We start from the raw sequence: 18,655 nt of genomic DNA on the forward strand, positions 1-18,655 counted from the left end.
CGGGTCATGATCGCCATGGCGCTGGCCAACAAGCCCGATATCCTGATCGCGGATGAGCCGACCACGGCGCTGGACGTGACCATTCAGGCGCAGATTCTGGAACTGCTGGCTGAGTTGCAGAAATCCGAGAATATGGGGATGCTGTTCATCACCCACGATCTGGGCATTGTGCGGCGCATCGCCGACCGGGTCTGCGTGATGAAGGATGGCGAGATCGTCGAAACGGGCGTGACCACCGAGATTTTCGACAACCCGCAACACCCCTATACGCGCAAACTGCTGGCGGCTGAGCCCTCGGGCCATCCCGATCCGGTGGCCGCAGACGCCGAAGAGGTCGCCCGCACCGATCACCTCAAGGTCTGGTTCCCGATCCAACGCGGGTTCTTGAAACGGACAGTGGGTTATGTGAAGGCGGTCAACGACGCGACGCTCAGCGTGCGCGCCGGTGAAACCCTGGGCATTGTCGGCGAGAGTGGGTCAGGCAAGACGACGCTGGCGCTGGCGATCATGCGGCTGATCGCGTCCGAGGGCGCGATTACCTTCGGCGACAAGGACGTGCGCCGTTGGTCCACGCGTGAGTTGCGGCGGCTGCGCAAGGACATGCAGATCGTGTTTCAGGACCCGTTCGGCAGCCTCAGCCCCCGGATGACCTGCCAGCAGATCATTGCCGAGGGGTTGGCGATCCACAAGGTCGACCCCCACCGCGCCCCGCGCGAGTTGGTGGCCGAAGTGATGACCGAGGTCGGGCTGGACCCGGCGGCAATGGACCGTTACCCGCATGAATTCTCGGGCGGGCAACGCCAACGCATCGCCATCGCGCGGGCCATGGTGTTGCGGCCCAAGCTGCTGGTTTTGGATGAGCCCACCAGCGCGCTGGACATGACGGTTCAGGTGCAGATCGTCGACCTGCTGCGTGATCTGCAGCGGAAATACGGGCTGGCCTATCTGTTTATCAGCCATGACCTCAAGGTCGTGCGGGCGATGTCGCACAACGTGATCGTCATGCGGAACGGTGATGTGATTGAAATGGGCCGTGCCGAGGATCTGTTCGAAAACGCACAGACCGAATACACCCGCGAACTGATTGCGGCGGCGGGCTGATCCCAGCCCGCGCCTTTGGTGTCAGGCCATTTCCTTGCTTTTGGCATTGGGCACCGGCCCGCGCAGTTCCTCGTAATGGTCAAACTGCAGCTTCACCCAGCCGGTGCCCCGCGTGGCGCTGGCCAATGTGCGGTGCAATTCATCCTGCGCCACGGCGGGAAGCTGGGCGTTGAAAATCTCCCAGCCGGAGGCATTCGGATTGCCCTCGAACCCCAGAACCTGACCTTGAAGGGAACTGATCGTGGGCACCAGATCGCCCACAAAGGTCGACGGCAGGTGGATTTCCGCATTCAGGATCGGTTGCAGGACGACCGGTTTCGCCTCGGGCAGCGCCTCGCGTACGGCGTTTTTGCCTGCGGTGCGGAAGGCGTAGTCCGAGCTGTCCACATTGTGGTGCTTGCCGTCGCTCAGCGTGACCTTGACGTCCACCACCGGGAAACCCTCGGGCCCCTGCGCCAGCGCGTCCTTGGCGCCGTGTTCGACCGAGGGAATATAGTTCCGGGGCACCGCGCCGCCCTTGACCACCTCTTCGAACTGAAAGCCCGACCCGCGCGGCAGCGGGGCGACAGTGATGACGACATCGGCGAATTGCCCAGCTCCGCCGGACTGTTTGCGGTGCCGGTGGCGATGTTCGATCTTGGACCGGATGGTCTCGCGGTAGGCGGTCTCAGCCGGTTCAGCCTCGATCTCGATCCCGAAATCCTCGGCCAGTTTTGCGGACACACGGCGCATGTGCTGCGGCCCTTGCGAGCCCAGAACCGCGTGACCGCTGAGTTCGTCCTGTTCCAGATGCAGGCCCGGGTCGATCTCGACCAGACGGGTCAGGGCGTTGGACAGGCGCACATCGTCACGCTCATGCGCGGGCGAGACGACCTGACGATGCGCCGCCGGATGCGAGGATGCCCATTCCGGTAGCGGCGTGGCTGAGCTGCTGTCATAGAGGTTGCCCGGATTCAGATGGTCGGATTTCACCGCCAACCCGATCTGTCCGGCCTCCAGCGCGCTGATCTGGGTCTTGGCGTCCAGCGTGGTCAGGTTGCCGACGGTTTCACCGCCCAGGGATTCATGCGCCTTCACCCCGTCACCCAGCCCGCGCAGGACGATGATCTTGCCGATATGTTTCTTCACGTCGGCAAACCCGGCAATGGCGCGAGCGTTCTCGGCGGCCTCGTCGCGCCCGGCGGCGATGTCGAACTCGGGTGCCTCGTGGCGCAGCGCCTTCATCAGGCGGGTCAGGCCGTTGCCATGGCTCGCCGCGCCCAGACAGGCGGGGATCAGCTGATGGTTCTGCAACACCTGCGCGGCCAGATCGTAAACCTCGGCGCTGGGCGGCTGTTTGTCCTCGATCAGCTGTTCCAGTAAGTGGTCATCGAAATCCGACAGGGTCTCCAGCAGTTCGGTGCGCGCTTCCTGTTCGCGGTCCTCGACCGATTGCGGCAGTTCGATCAGGGCCGAGGGTTGGCCTTCCTGATATTTCCACGCCCGTTCCGAGATCAGATCGACCGCGCCGATGATCGTGTCGCCGTCGCGGATCGGGACCTGACGCAGGGCGATATGGTGAGTGCAATAGGTTTGCAGCGCCGCGATTATATCACGGATCCGGCCATTGGGATTGTCCATCCGGTTGATGAACAGGAAACAGGGAATGCCCGCCTCTTCGACCAGCCGCAGATAAGGCGCGCACAGGACGGCGGCATCCGGGTCGGGTGGCACGACCACCACGGCGGCGTCCGAGATCGCCATTGCCGGGCCGACATATCCCAGCGCATCGCCGCCGCCATCCACGTCAATCGCGCACCAGGGCTCGTCCAAGTAAGAAAAACCGTGCAAATGCACGGTCCCGGATACGTCGAATGTGGTGGGGCGTCCGTCGAGGCGGCTGATGGCCTCGACCAGGGTTGATTTGCCCGATTGGCTGGGGCCGAGGACGGTGAAAACGCGCATGGGTGCTGTCCCTCTTTCAGGTTGCAGAAACACTGCACGAAGGGGGATGCCCGACGCGGTCGCGCGGGCCGGACTTGTCTGCGAATTCGCCTGCCTCAGGCTGGGGAAGGGTATGCCTTCCGCCCCCTGAGTGTGGAGAAAACCGAAGGCGTGCGTCAAGCCCCCGTGCTGGTGTTCAGGTGGCGGGCCGCAAACCGGCCTGCCGGAAAGGGATCAGATGGCCGAGCTGTGGCCAGCCTTGCTCAGGTCATAAGTGTCGAAATTGCGGGCGATCATGCGGGTCAGCGCACGGGCCTCGGGCGGGATGAACAGGCCGGTGGCGTCGACCTTCAGCAGCCCCTCAAAAGTGGCGTTTGCATCCGTATACATCTGCATCAGCTCCGGGGCCGAGATGTCGTGGTCGCGCAGGATTTCCGCCGTATCGATGCGGAAATCGCACATCAGCGCCTCGATCAGGCGGGCGCGCAGCACGTCCTGACCTTTGAACAGATGGCCCCGCGCGGTCGAGAAGCGACCGTCGCGAATCGCCTTGATATGGGCCGAGGTGGCCGGGGCGTTCTGGGCATAGCCCTGCGGAAAGCGCGAGATCGAGCTGGCGCCCAGCCCGATCAGGATATCGGCCTGATCATCCGTATAGCCCTGGAAATTCCGCCTCAGCCGCCCGGCATTCAGCGCACGGGTCAGCCCGTCATCCTGCGTGGCGAAATGGTCGATGCCGATCTCGGCGTAATTGTCCCACATGAACAGCCGCCGGGCGGTTTCGAACAGGTCCAGCCGCTGTTCGGGCGTGGGCAACGCGTCCGAGGGGATCAGTTGCTGGCGCTTGGCCATCCACGGCACATGGGCATAGCCATACAGTGCGACGCGATCCGGGGACAACGACAGCAGTTTCTGCACGCTTTCGGTCATCCGGGCCTTGGTCTGGTGCGGCAGGCCGTAGAGGATATCGGCGTTCAGGCTGGAAATGCCGCGCGCGCGGATCATGTCCACGGCCTTGCGGGTAACATCGTAGCCCTGAATGCGCCCGATGGTTTTCTGGATCTCGTCATCGAAATCCTGCACCCCGATCGAGGCGCGGTTCATCCCGGCCTCGGCCAGCGCGTCCAGACGAGCCTCGTCCACCTCGTTCGGGTCGATCTCGACCGAGAACTCGGCTTCGGGACCCAGCGGAACCACGTCAAAGACACGCGCAGCCAGATCGCGCATCAGGTCGGGGTTCAGCAAGGTCGGTGTGCCGCCGCCCCAGTGCAGCCGCGACAGGGTCACGCCCTGCGGCAGGCGCGCCGCCAGCAGGTCCAGTTCGGCCTTCAGGACATCGACATAGGCGATCACCGGATTGTCGGTCTGGGTGCCTTGGGTGCGGCAGGCACAGAACCAGCACAGCCTGCGGCAGAACGGCACGTGAAGATAGAGCGAGATGGAACTGCCGGGTGCGATGCCCGATATCCAGTCGCCGAACATGTCCGACCCCACGTCATTGTTGAAATGGGGCGCGGTCGGGTAGCTTGTATAGCGTGGGACCTTCGCGTCAAAAAGTCCAAGCCGTGCCAATTGCGGTTTTAATGTCATGGGGATACGGGTATACCCAAGAAGGCTCAGGTACTTTGACCGAGATCAAGTGGAAGCACGAATGACACTCAAGGCCGTGTATGAGCATACCAACTGCGACGATTGCCCGATCCGGCATCGTGCAGTGTGCGCGCATTGCGAAAAAGACGAGCTGGAAGAGCTTGAGACCATTAAATATTACCGCAGCTTCGAGGCGGGGCAGACGATAATCTGGTCCGGTGATCCGATGAATTTCGTAGGCTCGGTTGTGTCGGGGATCGCGTCGTTGACCCAGACGATGGAGGACGGGCGCACCCAAATGGTGGGCCTGCTGTTGCCCAGTGATTTCGTCGGCCGTCCGGGGCGCGAATCCGCCGCTTATGACGTGGTGGCGACCACCGATCTGGTGATGTGCTGTTTCCGCAAGAAACCGTTCGAAGACATGATGGGTCATACCCCGCATATTGCCCATCGTCTGCTGCAGATGACATTGGATGAGCTGGACGCGGCGCGCGAGTGGATGCTGGTTCTGGGACGCAAGACCGCGCGGGAAAAGATCGCCAGCCTGCTGTCGATCATTGCCCGCCGCGATGCCTCGATCCAACCGAAAGGGATGTCCGGGCCCATCGTCTTTGACCTGCCTCTGACGCGCGAGGCGATGGCGGATTATCTGGGTCTGACGCTGGAAACCGTCAGCCGTCAAATCTCGGCCCTGAAAAAGGATCAGATCATCCTGTTGGAGGGCAAGCGCCACGTGACCATCCCCGATATCGGCCGTCTGATGGAAGAGGCGGGCGATGACACGGATGGCGGTTACCTGAATTAAGGTCGCCCCACCCCTTTAACGGTAGGAGCAAGACATGGAATTCTCGGGTTTGTTGGCAATGCTGTTTATCGGCGCAATCGCCGGTTGGCTTTCGGGCAAGATCATGGAAGGGCGCGGCTTTGGCCTGATCGGCAATATCATCGTCGGCATCGTGGGTGCCTTTCTGGCGGGCACGATCTTTCCGGCGCTGGGATTTGCCGTGGGCGGCGGGCTGATCTCATCAATCATCTTTGCGACAATCGGAGCGGTGATTCTGCTGTTCCTGATCGGTCTGGTGCGCAAGGCTTAACCGCCCCGCAGGGCGGCCCGCGTCCGGTCAGTGGGCCAGAAAGACCGGGACCGAGGATTTTTCCAGCATGTTCCGCGTCGCACCGCCCAGAATGGCCTCGCGGAACCGCGAATGGCCATAGGCCCCCATCACGATCATATCCGTATCCGTATCCGTCGCGTGGCGGTTCAGGATGTCCGACACCCGCGTCATGGTTTTGCTGAGCACGTCGATCTCGCATTTCACGCCGTGACGGGCCAGCAATTGCGACAGCATGCCACCGGGATCGGATCGGTCCGGCCCGTGGCGTGGCGGGTCAATCACCACAATTCGCACCAGATCGGCCTGGGTCAGGAAAGGCAGGGCGCAGCGGATGGCGCGCATTGCCTCGGGGCTTTCGTTCCAGCCGATCAGGATGTTGCGGGGACGGGTCAGCGGTTGCCCGTCATCCGGGACCAGCAGGACCGGGGCGTGACCTTCGAACATGGCGGCTTCGACAATGGGTTCGGCTTCGGCTTCGCGATCCTTGCCATAGGGGCGCGGCAGGATGACCAGATCGGAAAACATCGCCCGGCGGGCCACATGGCGTCCGATATCGGCAATCTGCGCCACGCCGCTTTCGGCAGACCAGCGCGCGTTCGAGCGGCGCAGAATGTCCTCGGCAAAGGCCAGCGTTTCATCCGCTTCGGCATTGGCGCGGCTTAGGGTTTCCTGCAGGACCAGCGCATTTGCGCCTGCGTAGTAATACCCGGTCTGGCTGCGGTCGACGCCCAGACACAGCGCCTCGGCATGGGCGTCCAGCGTCTCGGCCAGGGCGATCATCTGGGCCAGGGCCGGTTTGGCCAAACTGGTTTCCGTCATGACCGTCAGGAGTGAATTGTATGCCATGTCGTCCTCATGTTACCAAATACGGGCCGGTCCCGGGCAGGTGCCTGCGTGTTTCAGAAAAACTGTCACAGAAAACCGCCCCTTGTCTTGATACAGATCAAAGCAGCAGGACCGGCCACGCTGCATTACAGCGTGCAGTCAAATGGGTTCCGTGCGGCATCGAGAATCGCACGGGGCATGGCAAAGGGACGCAATATGTCAAATTACATCAAGCTGATCGCGCTTGGGCTGGTGGTGCTGTTCGCAGCGATCGGGTCCAATTATGCGCGCGATTTGGCGTATCAGGTGCATGCGATTCTGGTGATGATCATCGCCGGCGGTCTGTTCATCTGGACGCTGAGAAACACCGACGAGCCAGATATACTTGTCGACCGCTCTGCGGAATATATGGATGACGTGATCCGCTATGGGGTGATCGCCACCGCATTCTGGGGGGTTGTCGGGTTTCTGGCCGGGACCTTCATCGCGTTCCAACTGGCCTTTCCGGCGCTGAATTTCGAATGGGCACAGGGCTATGCCAACTTTGGCCGGTTGCGGCCACTGCATACCTCGGCGGTGATCTTTGCCTTTGGTGGCAACGCGCTGATTGCGACCTCGTTCTTTGTGGTGCAACGCACCAGCGCCGCACGTCTGTGGGGCGGCAATCTGGCGTGGTTTGTGTTCTGGGGCTATCAACTGTTCATCGTGCTGGCCGCGACCGGCTATCTGCTGGGCGGCACCCAGTCCAAGGAATACGCCGAGCCCGAATGGTATGTCGATCTGTGGCTGACCGTCGTCTGGGTTGCCTATCTGGCCGTCTATCTGGGCACGATCATCAAGCGGAAAGAGCCGCATATCTACGTGGCTAACTGGTTCTTCCTGGCCTTCATCGTCACTGTCGCCATGCTGCATCTGGTCAACAACATGACCGTTCCGGTCAGCATCTGGGGCTCGAAATCGGTCATCGTCTGGTCGGGCGTGCAAGACGCCATGATCCAGTGGTGGTACGGCCACAACGCCGTGGGCTTTTTCCTGACCGCCGGTTTCCTGGGCATGATGTATTACTTCATCCCGAAACAGGCCGAGCGTCCGGTCTTTAGCTACAAACTGTCGATCATCCACTTCTGGGCGCTGATCTTCCTGTATATCTGGGCCGGTCCGCACCACCTGCACTATACCGCGCTGCCGGATTGGGCCTCGACGCTGGGCATGGTGTTCTCGGTGATCCTGTGGATGCCGTCCTGGGGTGGCATGATCAACGGTCTGATGACGCTGAGCGGCGCATGGGACAAGCTGCGCACCGACCCGGTGATCCGGATGATGGTGATCTCGGTTGGGTTCTACGGCATGTCCACTTTTGAGGGTCCGATGATGTCGATCCGCGCCGTCAACAGCCTGTCTCACTATACCGACTGGACCATTGGTCACGTGCATTCCGGCGCGCTGGGCTGGAACGGTATGATCACTTTCGGGGCGCTCTACTATCTGGTGCCTGTCCTGTGGAAACGTGATCGTCTGTATTCGCTGCAAATGGTCAGCTGGCACTTCTGGCTCGCCACGATCGGCATCGTGCTTTACGCCGCGTCGATGTGGGTGACCGGTATCATGGAGGGGCTGATGTGGCGCGAAGTGGATGCCAACGGCTTCCTTGTGAACTCGTTCGCTGACACCGTCGCGGCCAAGTTCCCGATGTATGTGGTGCGTGGTCTGGGTGGGGTTCTGTTCCTCGCTGGCTCACTGATCATGTGCTACAACCTGTGGATGACTGTACGGAAAGCGCCGGCCAAAGAGGCCAGCCTGACCGTCGCGGTCCCGGCTGAGTAAGGAGGGCCGGAGCAATGGCAATTCTCGACAAACACAAGATCCTCGAGACCAACGCGACCCTCCTGCTGATCTTCAGCTTTCTGGTCGTAACCATCGGTGGCCTGGTGCAGATCACCCCGCTGTTCTACCTTGAGAACACCATCGAGAAGGTGGAGGGCATGCGCCCCTACACCCCTCTCGAACTGGCGGGCAAGGACATCTATATCCGCGAAGGCTGCTATGTCTGCCACAGCCAGATGATCCGCCCGATGCGGGATGAGGTCGAACGGTACGGGCATTACTCGCTGGCGGCCGAGTCGATGTATGACCACCCGTTCCAGTGGGGGTCCAAGCGGACCGGGCCTGATCTGGCCCGCGTCGGTGGGCGGTATTCGGACCAGTGGCAGATGGACCACCTGCGCGATCCGCAATCGGTGGTGCCGGAATCGGTTATGCCGAAATACGGCTTCCTCGAACATCGCAAGCTGGACGGCAAATATATCGGTGACCTGATGGCTGCCAACGCCATGGTGGGTACGCCCTATACCGATGAGATGCTGGAAAACGCCGTGGCGGATTTCCGCGCTCAGGCCGATCCGGACAGCGACTATGACGGTCTGTTGGAGCGGTATGGCGACAAGGTCAACGTGCGCAACTTCGATGGTCAGTCTGACCTGACCGAGGCTGATGCGCTGATCGCCTATCTGCAGATGCTGGGCACGCTGGTCGATTTCTCGACCTTCACCCCGGACGCGAGCCGCTGAGGGAGGGTGGTATGGAAGAATACACACTCCTCAGACAGTTCGCGGACAGCTGGATGTTGCTGCTGCTGTTCGTGTTTTTCATCGGCATCGTGATCTGGGTTTTCCGCCCCGGTGCCAGCAAGGAATACAAGGACACCGCCAATATCCCGTTCCGGCACGCCGATGCACCGGCGCCCCAGCAAGATAAACCCGCCACATCCAAGGAGGCGCGGCAATGAGCAAGACACCTGAAAAACAGCCGGGTGATCCGAACACAACCGGCCATTCCTGGGACGGGATCGAGGAATTCGACAACCCGATGCCCCGCTGGTGGCTGTGGACCTTCTATGCCACGATTGTATGGGGGGTGATCTACACGATCATGTATCCCGCATGGCCGCTGGTGCAATCGGCGACCGCCGGTGTGCTGGGTTGGTCCTCGCGCGAATTGGTGCAGCAGGACATGGTCGCCTTTGAAGAGGCGAACGCGCCGTGGAACGCCAAGCTGGTGGAAACTCCGCTTGAGGATATCTCGAAGGATGCCGAGCTGCAGCAATATGCCGTCAACGCGGGTGGCGCGGTGTTCCGCACCTGGTGCGCGCAGTGCCACGGCTCGGGCGCACAGGGTGCGCCGGGCTTCCCGAACCTGCTGGACGATGCCTGGCTGTGGGGTGGTACGCTTGAGGATATCGAGTACTCGGTCGCCTACGGCATTCGCAACGAGGAAAGCGACGATGCGCGCTATTCCGAGATGCCGGCCTTTGGCGAAATCCTTGAACATGACGAGATCACGCAGGTGGTGCAGTATGTCATGTCGCTGAGCAATGCGCAGACCGACGACGCGGCAGCGCAGGCGGGCAAGGTTGTGTTCGAAGACAATTGTTCCGTTTGCCATGGCGAGGACGGCACCGGCGACGTGTTCCAGGGCGCGCCGAACCTGACCGACGCGATCTGGCTTTATGGCGGCAGCGAAGAGGCGTTGATCGAAACGGTCACCAACAGCCGCTTTGGTGTCATGCCGTCCTGGGAAAACCGTCTGACCCCGGCGCAGGTGCGCGCCGTCTCGGCCTATGTCCACCAGTTGGGTGGCGGCCAGTAAGGTCTGAAAGAATACCTTCGGACGGGAAACCGCCCGAAGGTTGAGGCACCGGCTGTTCCATCTGTTCGCGCGTTTCCTGAACAGCCGGTGCCGACTATCAGCAGACTAGAACGTGGATGTGTTGCGGTCCAGAACCGGATGTGAAGCCCGCGTCACAGATCGTTCAGGTCGATGTCGCGCGGGTTTCCTATCCACCAATGCCCATCAGGCAACCAGCGCCGTTTACGGGTGCCCGGTTTGGGCACATCGCGAATGCGCGGGGTGTTGGTGCGGGTTGCGGTCATGAAAGATTTGGCAAAAATCGTCAGCATGGTTTGCCTCCTGTGCAGTGTTTCCTCTGCCTTAAGGATTGACCTTTAAGGCGATGAATGCGACTCAATTACCATTCTGTTGTGTAAGCTTGGATTACATATGGATTGGCTGACCCTTCCCCCGCTCGCGGCGCTTCGCGCCTTTGCGGCCTTTGCCGAGAAACGCAACGTGGTCGAGGCGGGCGCGGCGCTGAATGTCAGCCACGCCGCGATTAGCCAGCAATTGCGGGTGTTGGAAAAGCATCTGGGCGTTGCGCTACTGGACCGTTCGGGCAAGGCGCTGACCCTGACAAATGACGGAGAGCATCTGGCCCGCGCCCTGCATCTTGGCTTTGGCGCGATTGGGGCGGCGGTCGGTGACCTGGCCCGCGCGGGGCAGGATCGTCCGGTACATGTTTCGCTGACATCGTCCTTCGCGGCCTCGTGGCTGATGCCGCGCCTTCCGACCTTTCGGGCAACCCATCCCGAGGTGAACCTGATCCTTGACCCCACCGCCGAGGTTGTTGAACTGCGCCCCGGTGGTGTCGATATTGCCATTCGCTATGGGCCGGGCGGGTGGCCCGGTGTGCAATCGGATATGTTGCTGCAATCACCGGTCGTCATCGTCGCGGCCCCACAGTTGCTGGGGGGAAAGACGGTTTGGAGCGCAGCAGAGCTTGCCCAATTGCCCTGGCTGGAGGAAATCGGCACGACCGAGGCGACGACCTGGCTTGCCGAGCATGGCGCGGGCCCAGAACGGGGCCCGGGCCGGACCGAACTGCCGGGCAATCTGGTGCTGGACGGATTGCGTGCCGGGCAGGGCGTGACTGTAACTGTGCGACATTTCGTCGAGCATGACATTCAGGCCGGGCGCATTGTTGTGCTTTATTCGGAACCCGATGCGCGCGGATATCATATTGTGACGGCAAACACCGCACTTAGACCCGCAGTGAAAACATTTGTCATGTGGCTAAAGCGTCAGGCGCGCGAAATGTGATAAAAGGTATCTGTACGATGCGCGTTTTGACCCATGTCAAAGTTCGCATGCCTATGATCTGGAAGAACACGCACCTGAAAGAGCCAGTCCCGGAGCCACCTCGTGAGCGATTCCAACCCCACCCCCAGCCTTTACGCCGCGCGGGAGCCGATCTTTCCAAGGCGGGTTTCCGGTCCGTTTCGAAACCTGAAATGGATCATCATGGCGATCACGCTGGGGATCTACTACGTGACACCCTGGATCAGGTGGGATAGGGGCCCCAGCCTGCCCGATCAGGCGGTGCTGCTGGATATGGCCAACCGGCGGTTCTATTTCTTCTGGATCGAGATTTGGCCGCATGAATTCTATTTCGTCGCGGGCCTGCTGATCATGGCGGGGTTGGGGCTGTTCCTGTTCACCTCGGCGCTGGGGCGGGTCTGGTGCGGCTATGCCTGTCCGCAGACCGTGTGGACGGACCTCTATATCCTTGTCGAACGCTGGATCGAGGGCGACCGCAATGCGCGCCTGCGTCTACACCGGCAGAAAAAGCTGGATTTCCGCAAGGCGCGGCTGCGGCTGACAAAATGGGTGACGTGGTTTCTGATCGGGCTGGCGACGGGCGGGGCCTGGGTGTTTTACTTTGCCGATGCGCCCACGTTGCTGCGCGATCTGGTGACCGGCAACGCGCATCCGGTGGCCTACACCACCATGCTGATCCTGACCGCCACGACCTTTTTCTTCGGCGGTTTCGCCCGCGAACAAATTTGCATCTATGCCTGCCCCTGGCCGCGCATTCAGGCTGCGATGATGGATGAGGATACTCTGGTCGTCGGCTATCGCGAATGGCGGGGTGAGCCGCGCGGCAAGGGCAAACGTACCGCAGATACCGAACTGGGCGATTGCATCGACTGCATGGCCTGCGTCAATGTCTGCCCGGTGGGCATCGATATCCGCGACGGTCAGCAGATGGAGTGCATCACCTGCGCCCTGTGTATCGACGCCTGCGACGACATGATGGCCAAGATCGGCAAACCACGCGGGCTGATCGACTATATGGCGCTTAGCGATGAGCCGCGGGAACGCGAGGGGCAGACGCCTCGGCCCGTCTGGAAACATATCCTGCGGCCGCGCACGATCCTGTATACCTCGCTCTGGTCGCTGGTCGGGGTGGCGCTGATGTTTGCACTGTTCATCCGCTCGGATATCGACCTGACGGTGGCCCCGGTCCGCAACCCGACCTTCGTGACCTTGTCGGACGGCACCATCCGCAACACCTATGACGTGCGCCTGCGCAACAAACATGGCGAGGATCGCCTGTTCACGCTGTCTCTGGCCGGGGACCCGGCAATGCGGCTTGAGATCGAGGGCACAAATCTTCACACTGTGAACGTCCCGGCGGATACGGCGCAGCTGACCCGCGTCTATATCATCGCCGGGCGGGATACCGGCCCGGCAGGGGCCGACAGCACGCCGGTTCGCATCTGGGTCGAAGACCTGGGCAGCGGCGAACGCGCCAGCAAGGACACCACCTTTAACGGTCGAGGGAACTGATCATGGCGGAACGTCAATTCACCGGAAAACACGCGCTGGCAGTGTTCATTGCGGCCTTTGGTGTGATCATCGGGGTGAATCTGGTGCTGGCCTACAGCGCGGTGAAGACTTTCCCGGGGCTTGAGGTCAAGAACTCTTACGTGGCCAGTCAGGAGTTCAACGAGCGCCTCAAGGAACAGCAGGCGCTGGGCTGGGATATCCGCGCCGAAAACACGGGTGGCTTGCTGATCCTGTACATCACCGACCAGACCGGCGCGCCGGTCGAAGTGGCCGAGTTGCAGGCGGTGGTTGGCCGCGCCACCCATGTGAAAGAGGATTTCGCGCCCGATTTCACCTTTGACGGCATCGCCTATGCGGCCCCGGCTTCGTTGGGCAAGGGCAACTGGAACATCCGTCTGGTGGCCAAGGCCCGCGACGGGTCCGAATTCGCGCAGCGCATCCCGCTCTACGTCAAGGGGTAGGGGATGACGACGCAAGTCTCCTCTGGCACGGCAGCTTGTCCCGGGTGCATCGCCGCCCCGGCTGAGCCTGCACGGCCTATCCCCGAGGATGTGCAGATCGCGCTGTCGCTGCCGGGCATTCACTGCTCGGCCTGTATCGCCACGGTCGAACGCGAGTTGAACGCCTATCCCGGGGTCGAGGATGCGCGGGTCAACCTGACCCTCAAACGTGCGATGATCAAGGCGGCACCCGATATCCGCGCCGCCGACCTGATCCCGGTGCTGGAACAGGCGGGGTTTGAGGCGCATGAGCTGGACCCCGGCGCCCTGTCGGCCACCCAGTCCGACAAGGCCGGACGTGATCTGCTGATGCGGCTGGCGGTGGCCGGGTTTGCGTCGATGAACGTGATGCTGCTGTCGGTGTCGGTCTGGTCCGGGGCGAGCGATGCGACCCGCGACATGTTCCACTGGATTTCAGCCGCCATCGCGCTGCCTGCGATTGCGTTCTCGGCCCAGCCCTTCTTTGCCAACGCCTGGAGCGCCCTGCGCGTGCGCCGCCTGAACATGGATGTGCCGATCGTTCTGGCGATCGTTCTGGCGCTGGTCACCTCGCTGTGGGAGACCGCGCTCAGCGGCGCGCACGCCTATTTCGATGCCGCCCTGACGCTGACCTTCTTTCTGCTGGCCGGACGCTATCTGGACTACCGCACCCGCGCCGTGGCCCGATCCGCAGCCGAGGAACTGACTGCGCTGGAAGTCCCTCGCGCCATTCGTCTGGTCAACGGGGCCGAGGAAGAGGTGGCCGTATCCGCACTGGCGGCCGGCGATCTGATCCTTGTCCGCCCCGGTGGCCGGATGCCTGTGGATGGCGAAATCGTCTCGGGCCAGTCGGAACTGGATCGGTCCCTGCTGACCGGAGAAACCCTGCCCGTCTTCGCGCAGGAAGGACTGGCCGTCAGCGCCGGAGAGGTCAACCTGACCGGCCCTCTGACCATCCGCGCGACGGCGGTGGGCGAAGACACCTCGCTGCATCGCATGGCCGATCTGGTGGCCATCGCTGAATCGGGGCGGTCTCGGTATACGTCACTGGCGGACAAGGCGGCCAAGCTGTATGCGCCGGGGGTGCATATCCTGTCGGCGCTCAGCTTTCTGGGCTGGTACATCTATTCCGGCGACATCCGCACCGCGCTGAACATCGCGGCTGCAGTGCTGATCATCACCTGCCCCTGCGCGCTGGGTCTGGCGGTGCCTGCGGTGACCACGGCGGCCTCCGGCCGGTTGTTCCGTATGGGCATGCTGATCAAACACGCCACCGCGCTGGAGCGTCTGGCCGAAGTGGATACGGTCGTTTTCGACAAAACCGGCACGCTGACCTCTGGTGCGCCAGAGCTGACCAATCTGGGCGACCATTCCCGCGCTGACCTTGAGGTGGCACTGGCACTGGCCGAGGCATCCTCACATCCTCTGTCGGTCGCTCTGGCCCGCGCAGCACGCGAGGCCGGGATCAAACCGGCCAGCCTGCGCGACGTGGCCGAGGTGCCGGGATACGGCACCGAAGGGTTCGTCAACGATCAGCGCGTCCGGCTGGGTCGTGCGGCCTGGGTCGGCGGAGAGGACGGCGCACAGACCGCCGCGTGGCTCTCCGTTGGGTCGCAACCGCCGGTGCGGTTCACCTTTACCGACAGCCTGCGCCCCGGCGCTGCTGATGCCGTGGCGGCATTCCGGGCGGCGGGGAAAGAGGTGATCCTGATCTCGGGCGACACGCAGGGCGCAGTCCAGAGGCTGGCGGACAAGCTGGGTATCGAGACATGGATCGCGCAGGCGCTGCCGCAGGACAAGGCCGCCAGAGTGCAGGAACTGGGCGCGCAGGGCCGCCACGTGCTGATGGTCGGTGACGGGCTGAATGATACGGCGGCGCTGGCGGCGGCGCATGTATCGATCTCCCCGGCCTCGGCGCTGGATGCGGCGCGTGTGGCCTCGGACATCGTATTGCTGGGCAACGACCTGTCGCCCATCGCCGAGGCTTGTGACACGGCCATCAAAGCCACCAGACGGATTCGCGAGAACTTTCGTATCGCCACCATCTACAACGTCATCGCCGTGCCTCTGGCGGTTGCGGGTCTCGCCACGCCGCTGATTGCCGCATTGGCGATGTCGACCTCCTCCATTACAGTATCTCTGAACGCGCTGAGGCTGAGGTAGCGCTATGGAAGTTCTGGCATATCTGATCCCGATTTCCCTGTTTCTGGGCGGCGTGGGGCTGGTGGCGTTCATCTACACCGTCCGGTCGAACCAGTACGAGGACCCCGAAGGCGACGCCCGCCGCATCCTGTCGGATGAATGGGACGACAAGCCCAAACCGTGACAGAGGCACGCGCGCCCTTGAAATTGCCGCAATGCCCGGTTATGTCCGGCCCATCCGCTAGCAGAGAGATTGAAGCCTCATGGCCACCATCAACCCGATCCAGTTCATCCAGCAGGTCCGCGCCGAAGTTGCAAAGGTCGTCTGGCCGACCCGGCGTGAGGTGCTGTTGACCACGGTCATGGTGTTCATCATGGCCGCGCTGACCGCCGTGTTCTTTGCGCTGGTCGATCTGGGCATTCGCGGCGGGCTGCAACTGATTCTCGGGGCGTTCGGCTAAACCCGATCAGACCGGGCGGAAACGCCACTGCCCCCTTGCACAGCGGGCTTTGTCAGAGTAGTTGACGCAGAACCATTCGGGACAGGCGTGCGGCGATTCGGTCTGCGCGCCGCTTTTTATTCCGGGTGACGCGGGCAGGCCGCGACAGGATTTCAATACAGGGTGCGCCCGGCCGTCGGGACGCGGCCCAAGGCAAACAAGGACGACAGGTTCATGGCGAAACGGTGGTACTCGGTCAGCGTTCTTTCGAATTTCGAAAAGAAGATCGCAGAGCAGATCCGCACGTCGGTGGCTGAACAGGGCCTTGAGGACGATATCGACGAGGTTCTGGTGCCCACCGAAGAGGTGATCGAAGTGCGCCGGGGCAAGAAAGTCACCACCGAGCGCCGGTTCATGCCCGGTTACGTTCTGGTGCATATGGAAATGTCCGATCAGGGCTATCACCTGATCAACTCGATCAACCGCGTCACCGGTTTCCTGGGCCCTCAGGGCCGCCCGATGCCGATGCGCGATGCTGAGGTGAACCAGATCCTCAACCGCGTTCAGGAAGGCGAAGAAGCGCCGAAACTGATGATCAGCTTCGAGGTCGGCGAGAAGGTCAAGGTCAACGACGGCCCGTTCGAGGATTTCGACGGCATGGTCGAAGGCGTGGACGACGAGAACCAGAAGCTGAAGGTTTCGGTCTCGATCTTCGGTCGCGAGACGCCGGTCGAGCTGGACTTTACGCAGGTTACGAAGCAGAGCTGATTAGAGCTTTGTAGGGATATTGACGCCGCGTTGCTTTGAGCAGCGCGGCGTTTTTCGGTTTGACGTGATGTTTGCAGGGAATGAGCGGCTCGCAAATCAGTGTTGAACCGAGGGTTTCTGCTTCGCAGCCTCAAACATTTCGTCAATCACCGCTAACAATCGCGGCACTTCTCCAAATGCGTCCATAGACAGGGGGCATCCATACCGAGTGCCACCCGGATTACAAGATTCCACTTTGGGTATTGTCATCCATTTGAGCGTGATGTGCGGCTGCGTCCCGCCAGTTGCTTCCTTCAATGAAACTGTTGCAAATGTGCACACTGAATCGCACGAAGCCAGAACATGCCTGTCATTGATCAATGGTCGTTTTGACAGCAGTTTTAAGTCTCTTCCGCCTTTCTCATTCGGCTCGCCAGAATAGAGAAGCCAAAAGTCGTCGTTGAAAGACGGTTGGTCAGCGCGGATGACTGTTTGGAGTGAAGGTGCATCCTCGACTTCAAAATCGAGCCAGCGGTCTATCTTGTTCTCGTGACCAGGGCGATTATAGGGGCTGAAATTTGTTATAGTCGAAGGCATTCGTTTGCCCGCTTTGTCGCGAAGAAGCATTGGAACGCCTTCGTTAAGCCCATAAAATGCCAAAAGGTAGTGACAGCAAGCGGACACTTTGAGTGTACCGCCCTCTGAGAATATACGGCGGGTATTGTTTTCTTCATCCAGTTCGACATATCTGCCCAGGCTGACCCCACCAGTGAAACTTGGTGGTTTTTTGACCATCGTCCGTATTAGCGGAAAATAGTATAGTTCCGTCCCCGACGCATACGTAGCGTAGCCGACCGGAAACTGATCGCAATCCTTGATGGCGCACATCTCGCGCCATTCGCTCCGAAACTTCAGGAGTATCTGTTCTCTAGCTGCTTCTTTCGCCTCAGAGCGAGCTTTTACGCTGAAATGCACTGTTGCGCCAAGCAAGAGTAGGCCGACTAAGAAAAGCCCACCGATGACTTGAAATATGCGATCCGCGAAAGACATCTTTTCTAACAGCGTCCCGTACTCAGGTTGAGGTTGTGTTGACTGTAGGTCTATCGTGTCAGGGTCGTCAAACCTGAGGGTTCCCTAGGCGCTAACCGTTAGTTGTTTGACAAAAACAATGCACCGCGCAGCAATGTGCAGCGCGGTGCCCTTTTCTCGATTTTGAATGTTCAAACGCAGCTACGCGTTTAAACTACTGCGACTGCACCATCGCCGCGCGCAATAGCTGCGGGCGGTCGGTTTGGGATGGCAGGAAGACGGCCTGCGATCCGGCGTCCAGTGCCGAAAGGCTTGCGTCATACCATTGCATCGCAAGATCGCGGCGTTCCTGAACGCCGAAGCCTTCGCGCAGGTGATGCCCGACCAATTCTCCGTAAGCCGGTTCACCCATTGCGACCAGCATCAGCGCCGAGCCGACGGCCGTATCCATGTTGTCTTCACGGTAGCCGACCGCCAGACAAACCTTGCTTGTCGCGGCAAGATCCTGGGGGCTGAGACCCGAGTCGAGCGCAAGCTTGCGCATTTGGGTTTCAGCTTCCGTTTTCGCACTGATGGACAGCGCGTCAACTTGTGCTGCGACCATCTCACCGAACGAGTCGCATTGGGCGGACACCTGATCCGGTGTCAGGCCCTGAATGTCCTGCATCAGATCCTCGCCGCGTGCCATTGCATAGCTGCGGGCCAGGCAGAATTGCTCGCTGAGCGCAAAGTCGGGATCGGACATGTTCGACAGCGTGGTGTAGCCACCATTCGTCGAGGTTTGCAGCATCACCCCGCTGCA

The 18,655-nt window shown here is 61.3% G+C and carries 19 protein-coding genes and 1 pseudogene; 14 read left to right on the forward strand and 6 right to left on the reverse strand.

All coding sequences use genetic code 11. From position 1 onward, the window contains the following. The coding region (locus MPJ51_RS08785) for an ATP-binding cassette domain-containing protein (RefSeq protein WP_298384829.1) at positions 1 to 1,101 on the forward strand (1,101 nt) is incomplete at its 5' end. A 21-nt stretch (positions 1,102 to 1,122) separates the two neighbouring features. Here the strand turns inward: MPJ51_RS08785 and MPJ51_RS08790 are convergent. Both MPJ51_RS08790 and hemN read right to left on the reverse strand, forming a co-directional pair. Beyond that, complete coding sequence (locus MPJ51_RS08790; RefSeq protein ID WP_298384832.1) at positions 1,123 to 3,045, reverse strand: elongation factor G; 1,923 nt, start codon at positions 3,043 to 3,045, stop codon at positions 1,123 to 1,125. 213 nt (positions 3,046 to 3,258) lie between these two features. Continuing rightward, complete coding sequence (gene hemN, locus MPJ51_RS08795) at positions 3,259 to 4,614, reverse strand: oxygen-independent coproporphyrinogen III oxidase (RefSeq protein WP_298384835.1); 1,356 nt, start codon at positions 4,612 to 4,614, stop codon at positions 3,259 to 3,261. 61 nt (positions 4,615 to 4,675) lie between these two features. Between hemN and MPJ51_RS08800 the strand changes: the two genes are divergently transcribed. Continuing rightward, positions 4,676 to 5,419 (forward strand): Crp/Fnr family transcriptional regulator, encoded by a 744-nt coding sequence (locus MPJ51_RS08800; protein WP_298384838.1) that lies wholly within the window; start codon positions 4,676 to 4,678, stop codon positions 5,417 to 5,419. A 34-nt stretch (positions 5,420 to 5,453) separates the two neighbouring features. Continuing rightward, on the forward strand, positions 5,454 to 5,708 hold the full coding sequence (locus MPJ51_RS08805) for a GlsB/YeaQ/YmgE family stress response membrane protein (RefSeq protein ID WP_298384841.1): 255 nt from the start codon (positions 5,454 to 5,456) through the stop codon (positions 5,706 to 5,708). A 27-nt stretch (positions 5,709 to 5,735) separates the two neighbouring features. Here MPJ51_RS08805 and MPJ51_RS08810 read toward each other — a convergent pair whose 3' ends face one another. Beyond that, positions 5,736 to 6,575 (reverse strand): universal stress protein, encoded by an 840-nt coding sequence (locus MPJ51_RS08810; protein WP_298384846.1) that lies wholly within the window; start codon positions 6,573 to 6,575, stop codon positions 5,736 to 5,738. A gap of 195 nt (positions 6,576 to 6,770) precedes the next feature. On the opposite strand from MPJ51_RS08810, the gene ccoN reads away from it, so the two are divergent. From ccoN to ccoP, 4 genes are read left to right on the forward strand one after another with little or no spacing between them, the layout of a single operon-like run. Next, entirely contained in the window at positions 6,771 to 8,378 is a 1,608-nt protein-coding gene (gene ccoN, locus MPJ51_RS08815) for a cytochrome-c oxidase, cbb3-type subunit I (protein WP_298384848.1), read from the forward strand. A gap of 14 nt (positions 8,379 to 8,392) precedes the next feature. Further along, positions 8,393 to 9,121: a cytochrome-c oxidase, cbb3-type subunit II gene (gene ccoO, locus MPJ51_RS08820; protein ID WP_298384851.1), complete on the forward strand. Its 729-nt coding sequence runs from the start codon at positions 8,393 to 8,395 to the stop codon at positions 9,119 to 9,121. Positions 9,122 to 9,132: 11 nt separating this feature from the next. Further along, positions 9,133 to 9,339 (forward strand): cbb3-type cytochrome c oxidase subunit 3, encoded by a 207-nt coding sequence (locus tag MPJ51_RS08825; RefSeq protein ID WP_298384854.1) that lies wholly within the window; start codon positions 9,133 to 9,135, stop codon positions 9,337 to 9,339. Continuing rightward, the gene (gene ccoP, locus MPJ51_RS08830) at positions 9,336 to 10,199 is read left to right on the forward strand and encodes a cytochrome-c oxidase, cbb3-type subunit III (RefSeq protein ID WP_298384857.1); all 864 of its coding nucleotides are present in this window, start codon (positions 9,336 to 9,338) and stop codon (positions 10,197 to 10,199) included. Before MPJ51_RS08825 ends, ccoP begins: the two co-directional genes overlap by 4 nt. Positions 10,200 to 10,351: 152 nt before the next feature. Here ccoP and MPJ51_RS08835 read toward each other — a convergent pair whose 3' ends face one another. Next, positions 10,352 to 10,510, reverse strand: coding sequence for a hypothetical protein (locus tag MPJ51_RS08835; protein ID WP_298384861.1), 159 nt, complete (start codon positions 10,508 to 10,510; stop codon positions 10,352 to 10,354). Positions 10,511 to 10,610: 100 nt separating this feature from the next. On the opposite strand from MPJ51_RS08835, the gene MPJ51_RS08840 reads away from it, so the two are divergent. The 7 genes from MPJ51_RS08840 (at position 10,611) to nusG (ending at position 16,845) form a co-directional block, all read left to right on the forward strand. Beyond that, positions 10,611 to 11,486 (forward strand): LysR family transcriptional regulator, encoded by an 876-nt coding sequence (locus tag MPJ51_RS08840; protein ID WP_298384864.1) that lies wholly within the window; start codon positions 10,611 to 10,613, stop codon positions 11,484 to 11,486. A 102-nt stretch (positions 11,487 to 11,588) separates the two neighbouring features. Then, positions 11,589 to 13,016: a cytochrome c oxidase accessory protein CcoG gene (gene ccoG, locus MPJ51_RS08845; protein WP_298384867.1), complete on the forward strand. Its 1,428-nt coding sequence runs from the start codon at positions 11,589 to 11,591 to the stop codon at positions 13,014 to 13,016. A gap of 2 nt (positions 13,017 to 13,018) precedes the next feature. After that, positions 13,019 to 13,477 (forward strand): FixH family protein, encoded by a 459-nt coding sequence (locus MPJ51_RS08850; RefSeq protein WP_298384870.1) that lies wholly within the window; start codon positions 13,019 to 13,021, stop codon positions 13,475 to 13,477. A gap of 3 nt (positions 13,478 to 13,480) precedes the next feature. Beyond that, complete coding sequence (locus MPJ51_RS08855) at positions 13,481 to 15,658, forward strand: heavy metal translocating P-type ATPase (protein ID WP_298384874.1); 2,178 nt, start codon at positions 13,481 to 13,483, stop codon at positions 15,656 to 15,658. A gap of 4 nt (positions 15,659 to 15,662) precedes the next feature. Next, positions 15,663 to 15,821, forward strand: coding sequence for a cbb3-type cytochrome oxidase assembly protein CcoS (gene ccoS, locus MPJ51_RS08860; protein WP_170417043.1), 159 nt, complete (start codon positions 15,663 to 15,665; stop codon positions 15,819 to 15,821). Between the two features lie 79 nt (positions 15,822 to 15,900). Next, complete coding sequence (secE, locus tag MPJ51_RS08865) at positions 15,901 to 16,098, forward strand: preprotein translocase subunit SecE (protein WP_170657127.1); 198 nt, start codon at positions 15,901 to 15,903, stop codon at positions 16,096 to 16,098. Between the two features lie 213 nt (positions 16,099 to 16,311). Continuing rightward, positions 16,312 to 16,845, forward strand: coding sequence for a transcription termination/antitermination protein NusG (gene nusG, locus MPJ51_RS08870; protein WP_152459924.1), 534 nt, complete (start codon positions 16,312 to 16,314; stop codon positions 16,843 to 16,845). Between the two features lie 96 nt (positions 16,846 to 16,941). On the opposite strand, the gene MPJ51_RS08875 is transcribed toward nusG, so the two are convergent. Beyond that, positions 16,942 to 17,874 (reverse strand): hypothetical protein, encoded by a 933-nt coding sequence (locus MPJ51_RS08875; protein ID WP_298384898.1) that lies wholly within the window; start codon positions 17,872 to 17,874, stop codon positions 16,942 to 16,944. 193 nt (positions 17,875 to 18,067) lie between these two features. Next, positions 18,068 to 18,655: pseudogene (locus MPJ51_RS08880) on the reverse strand (peptidoglycan-binding protein); the annotation flags it as partial.

The sequence above is a fragment of the Ruegeria sp. genome, assembly GCF_028066395.1.
Taxonomy (GTDB): domain Bacteria; phylum Pseudomonadota; class Alphaproteobacteria; order Rhodobacterales; family Rhodobacteraceae; genus Ruegeria.